This is a genomic window from Maribacter sp. 2-571, from assembly GCF_050589625.1.
GTDB lineage: Bacteria > Bacteroidota > Bacteroidia > Flavobacteriales > Flavobacteriaceae > Pelagihabitans.
The window spans coordinates 49,894-55,893 of the sequence record NZ_JBNGOP010000033.1; the positions used below are offsets into that span (position 1 = coordinate 49,894).

The window sequence follows — 6,000 nt, forward strand, 5'->3', positions numbered from 1 at the left end:
GCTTTTGACTGTTCTGTATGCATGAAATATCATCTTGGCCATGTTATTAAAATAAGAACCGTAATACTGGGGGTATTGACCCCGAACGGATGCATTGCAACATACAATGGTCCCGACCAAACTGATTCCGATTTATGAAACCTTTCGCGAAAGAAACCAACATTAGCCTATTAAAAGTGTTGTTTGCCTTTTGTCTAATCTATTCCTGCACAAAAAACGTGACCCTTTTTACCGAGGTTGAATTTGAAGTGCTGACGCAATATGATGATGAAGGTTTTATCAACCAACCGCTTGCTTCGGGCTTTACCGTGGTACCCGAAGAAATCATGGAAGACTATACCTACAGTTTTTCGTATCGCTTGGAGTCGGGCGAAGGCGTTTTTTTGAAACCGGACGGTGAAATCCTCCCTCCCAATACGGGGCTACCATTGGACAATCTTTCCCTATCGCTCGATTTTATGGGAACATCGGAAGGAGAACAGCAAGTTGTCATTACCGTTACGGACAGTTTTGGTTTTTCCGTTAGTTCGGAACTGACCTATACGTTGTCGGAAATCCCCATTACCTGGACGGCTTCGGGTACCGCCGTTCAAGTGGCCGTGAATGAACCCACCGCAATTACCGTGGTGTTGAATACAGAAAATACCGCTCCAGAACTGGTTTATGAATACCGCTACACCATTATTTCTGGGGAAGGCACGCTAACATCGGAAGAAGGTAGCGCGATACCACAAAACGAATTCGAAGCCATCGTTCCTGGAAGCTACACGCTCAATTTTACCCCTAGTGCGCTAGGGGAGACCATACTCTCCTTTGTAGTCCGGGATAACAATGGGCAGGAAACCACGGTCGAAGTTACCTTTGAAGTGCTTGCCGAAGTAACGGATGAACTTGCTCCCGAGCTCGAATTGAATGGAGCTAACCCTCAGAACATTGCGTTAAATGGCCCTTATCAAGAATTGGGTGCAACCGCTGTGGACGAAGTGGATGGCGACCTTACCACTTCCATTACGATCGACGCTACCGAAGTGGATACAAGTACAGAGGGAACCTATGAAGTACGGTATAGTGTAAGCGATAACGCGGGAAATACAGCAATTGAAATCCGTATCATAAACGTTGCCGACAATGCCGTTAATGAGGCCCCGACCGCAGTCAACGATGAAAGGACAACCGATACCAATACCGCGAGCCAACTTGACCCTACCTTAAACGATATCGATCCCGAAAACGATGTGTTATCGGTAGTTTCCGTGGGGACAATAGCGCCCGAAAATGCGGGAACGGTAACACAAAATGGCAATACCTTGACCTTTACACCGGCAACCGATTTTACGGGAACGGCGACCTTTGAATACACCATTAATGATGGAACCGTTGGAAACGATGCAACGGGCACCATTTCGATAGAAGTAATGACAAACGTTATTTCCGTGACATTCATAACCGTCAATGGGCCAACAACATTGCAGGCAGGAACAAATGAGACCTTTACCGCCGATGTCGACCCAGACAACGCCACCGACCAAAGCGTCACTTGGAGCAGTTCCAATACTGCAGTGGCCCTTGTGGATGAGAACGGATTGGTTACCGCGGTAGCGGAAGGCACCGTTAACATCGTGGCTACAGCCAACGATGGATCCGAAGTGAGCGGCGCCAAGGAACTTACCGTTACCGATAGCTATGTTCCAGCGACCTCCGTTGTTTTTGATAGCCCCAACGATGTTCTTGTTTTAGGGGCAACGGAACAAATTACCGTCACCATCTTACCCGCTGATGCGACACCTACGGCAGTAGACAACTGGATCAGTTCCGATAACAATATCGCTACAGTAGACAATAATGGCCTCGTGACGGCCGTAGGACCAGGGACCGTAGATATAACAGGCATTGTGGAGAATGGTAGCGCCGACCCCGGAGACTGGGTCGGGGGCGGTAAAAGCTTTACGATCACCGGGATTCCGGTAACGTTCATAACCGTCAATGGCCCAACAACATTACAGGCAGGGACAAATGAGACCTTTACCGCCGATGTGGATCCTGACAACGCCACCGACCAAACCGTCACTTGGAGCAGCTCAGATACCAACATCGCCACGGTAGATGCCGACACCGGACTGGTCACGGCGGTATCCCCCGGAAACGCCAACATACGGGCCACGGCCAACGACCAATCCGGGGTTTTCGGATCCCTCGGAATCACTGTCACCGGGATTCCGGTAACGTTCATAACCGTCAATGGGCCAACAACATTACAGGCAGGAACAAATGAGACCTTTACCGCCGATGTGGATCCCGGCAACGCCACCGACCAAAGCGTTACTTGGAGCAGCTCCGATACCAACATCGCCACGGTAGATGCCGATACCGGACTGGTTACGGCGGTATCCCCCGGAAACGCCAACATACGGGCCACGGCCAACGACCAATCCGGGGTTTTTGGATCGCTCGGAATCACGGTTGCGTCCGCCAATCAAGCGCCCATTGCACAAGGGGATTTATTAAGGGTACTTAGTAATACCGTGACATCCATAAACGTATTATCAAATGACAATGATCCAGACAATGACACTATTTCTATTATCAGCGAAACCAATCCAACTTTAGGATCGATCAGCCGAACAGATGACGGTTTCGAATATACGCCCGACGGCAGTTGTACCAATACCAGTTTTACCTATACCATTTCCGATGGAAACGGTGGAGAGGCAACGGCTACCGTAATGGTTGAAAAAGGTGGCACTACAATTGGAAATAATCAAACTATCAGTCCTAACCTACCTTCAATATCAGGGACGATAACAATTTATTGTGAAAGCTCATCTTTCACGGTATCCGCTTTTGGGGGAAGTGGCAGTTCTTCGGTCACATTCAATATAGATGGGGATTCTACTTCGGTCACCGCGAACGCTGGTCAGGCAGTAACCAACGAATCTGATGATTATGGTCCTGGAGTATACAACTATACACTAAGTGGAAGCTTTAATGGCTCCAGTGGCAACAGCGGTTTTGTTACTGTTACAAACAATTAGACTTTTTCCAATTGGCTAAACCCTTTTAATATCTCACCACTTTAGAAAACATACAAATCCGGATTAGACGTATTCGGTCTTTCTTACTGAACTCATTTAGACTTTTTGGATTGAAGCGAAAATTAGTGATTTAAAGGCCTGTTAAGACTTTTTTGAGTTTCATAGCAGGGCTACGAGAGGAAAAAAAGGCAAAAACAGGGCTGTAAAGAACAATTTTTTAGCAAATTAAAAAAGTCTAAATGAGTTCACTTCAAACAGAACCCAGTTCCAACCATCGTGTAATCCAAAAGGTTGATTTTACAAAAATTAAATAACCATGCCACATGTGACCTTGCCTATGCTAGCAGTGATTGCTCTCTATTAATGGGGCACATAAGAAAACGGTTGGACACCTTTCCGAAGCAATGTAGAAAGTGGTGATTCCAATTAACATAAAAACACTAAAAAAAACCGTATTTTTGATGTTAATTTTACACGAATGCCATGGGCTGTAAAGCCATGGTAAAATGACGATGACAATGAAAAAAGTATTATTATTTTTCGGCGGAATGCTGTTGGTATGGTCTTGTGAGGAGACGCAAAAAAAGGAACCCATTTCCATTTCCCCGGATGCCTTACATGCCGCCATAGACAAGGTAACGGAAATAATGATCCACGATATTTTCTCGCCGCCAGTAGCGAGCCGTATTTTTGCCTATCCCAACATTGCGGCCTATGAGATCATCGCTTTACAAAACGACACCTACCGCACGCTCTCGGGACAGGTGACCGATCTAACGCCCATACCCAAACCTAATGTGGAGCAAACCATCCATTATCCCATGGCTGCACTCGTTGCCCATATGGAATTGAGCAAACAGCTTATTTTTTCCGAACAGGAGATGGAGCACTTTCGGGATAGCCTATATACCTCTTGGGAGACTAAGGATGCCTCCCTTTTCAATACCTCAAAAACCTACGGGTTACAGGTAGCGGCACATATTGCGGAATGGATGAAAAAAGACAATTATGCGCAGACCCGCACCATGCCGCAGTTTACGGTACGTATGGAAGACGAAACACGGTGGCAGCCGACACCACCGGCCTATATGGCGGGTATAGAACCGCATTGGAGCAAAATACGCCCCTTTTTGATCGATTCTGCAGCGCAGTTTAAACCAGTACCGCCCCCGCCCTTTTCCATGGAAAAAACCGCTGATTTTTATAAAGAACTAGAGGAGGTATATGACATCAGTAAAAAAATAGAAAAGGATGGTGATGCCTCCGAAGAAATTCAAATTGCACAATTTTGGGACTGCAACCCCTATGTATCGGTTACCCGAGGACATTTGATGTTCGCTACAAAAAAGATAACCCCCGGCGCCCATTGGATCGGGATTACCAAAATTGCCGCTAAAAAAACCGATAGTGATTTTGACAAAACCGTATATGCCTATACCAAGACCTCCATGGCCATTGCGGACGCCTTTATCAGTTGTTGGGACGAAAAGTACCGCAGCAACCTAATACGGCCGGAAACACTGATCAACCAGCATATCGATGAAAACTGGAAACCGGTATTGCAAACGCCTCCGTTTCCCGAATATACGAGCGGACACAGCGTCGTATCCGGTGCGGCCTCCATTGCGCTGACGGATATTTTTGGAGACGGTTTTCAATTCGATGATGATACCGAGGTGCCATATGGCCTTCCGGTACGTAGTTTCGAATCGTTCGAGGCGGCCGCCGATGAAGCGGCGATCAGTCGCATGTATGGTGGCATCCATTACAGGGCCGCTGTTGAAGTAGGCGTTGAACAAGGTAGAAATCTGGGTACCTATATCATGGACAAAGTACAAATGACTTCCAAACAACCGATAGCGGCAAACGAAAACTAATGGGGAAAAAAATTGCCTGGGGTATTGGCCTGCTGCTTCTTGCAGGCTTAGGATGGTATCTTTTCCTAAAACCCTATGATTATCTGATCACCTTCAAGACCAGGGCTATACCCGGCACAATCAACCAGACTCTAAAAAAGTGGAACGCTACCATATCGGAAAGCACCTTCTTGGGCCAGGAAAGTCTTACGGACTTCACCTACGAACAAAATCACAATGATTCGCTGGTTACCTATCGATGGCACATTGACCGCATGAAAGATTCACTTTCCAAAGTAAAGGTGTACGTTACGGAACCTCAAAACAGTTTCTACAACAAGCTAGTCGTTCCCTTTACCAAAAATACCTTTGTACGACGCAGCGAAGAAACCATATTGGAGGCCATGAATATCCTTGCCGACCATTTGGAAGCTTTTAAGGTCGCGATTGTCGGGGAAGCGGAACGGCCTGCTGCTTTTTGCGTATGTATCGCGTTACAGGGAAGCCAACAAAGCAAGGCCGGCGGAATGATGCGCAACTACTCCTATTTAACGGGAGTCGTAGCACAAAACAAACTTGTTCCAAAGGGACATCCGTTCGTCGAGATTACCGATTGGCAAATGGAAAAAGATTCCATATCCTACAACTTCTGCAACCCGATCATCGAAAAGGACAGCCTCCCCCCTTTGCAAGAATTGTTTTATAAAAAAATTCCTGCTCGAAAAGCGGTAAAGGCCTTGTATAACGGAAACTACATTACCTCGGATCGGGCGTGGTACCACCTTTTGGAATACGCCGAAAAAAAGGGAATCACACTGGAGCGCAAACCCTTCGAGATTTTCAACAACAATCCCAATATGGGCGACCCGGAGCTTACGTGGGAAGCGGAGGTGTATATGCCGGTTAAATAGGAGTTAGGAGTAAAAAAAGACCGCTGCGCTGAAAGAAAAAGGATAAAAGACAAAAAAGTTCAAGTTCAAACTCAAGCGAACCACTTTTTACTCACCACTTTTTACTCAATAGTGTCCGGTTAACGTAATAGTAATCTTTGTAAAGACCTTAAAAATATACAAGTTACAGCCGTTCTTTGATTTTTTGATTTGAAATGTTCG

At 46.4% G+C, this 6,000-nt stretch carries 3 protein-coding genes; all 3 read left to right on the top strand.

Annotation, left to right across the window (positions count from 1 at the left end; all coding sequences use genetic code 11):
• Positions 1 to 134: 134 nt before the first annotated feature.
• Entirely contained in the window at positions 135 to 3,032 is a 2,898-nt protein-coding gene (locus ACRD7P_RS18585; protein ID WP_430909218.1) for an Ig-like domain-containing protein, read from the top strand.
• Between the two features lie 518 nt (positions 3,033 to 3,550).
• Positions 3,551 to 4,909, top strand: coding sequence for a vanadium-dependent haloperoxidase (locus ACRD7P_RS18590; protein WP_430909219.1), 1,359 nt, complete (start codon positions 3,551 to 3,553; stop codon positions 4,907 to 4,909).
• Positions 4,909 to 5,799 (top strand): GyrI-like domain-containing protein, encoded by an 891-nt coding sequence (locus ACRD7P_RS18595; protein ID WP_430909220.1) that lies wholly within the window; start codon positions 4,909 to 4,911, stop codon positions 5,797 to 5,799. The genes ACRD7P_RS18590 and ACRD7P_RS18595 overlap by 1 nt, the downstream gene beginning before the upstream one ends.
• Positions 5,800 to 6,000 lie beyond the last annotated feature (201 nt).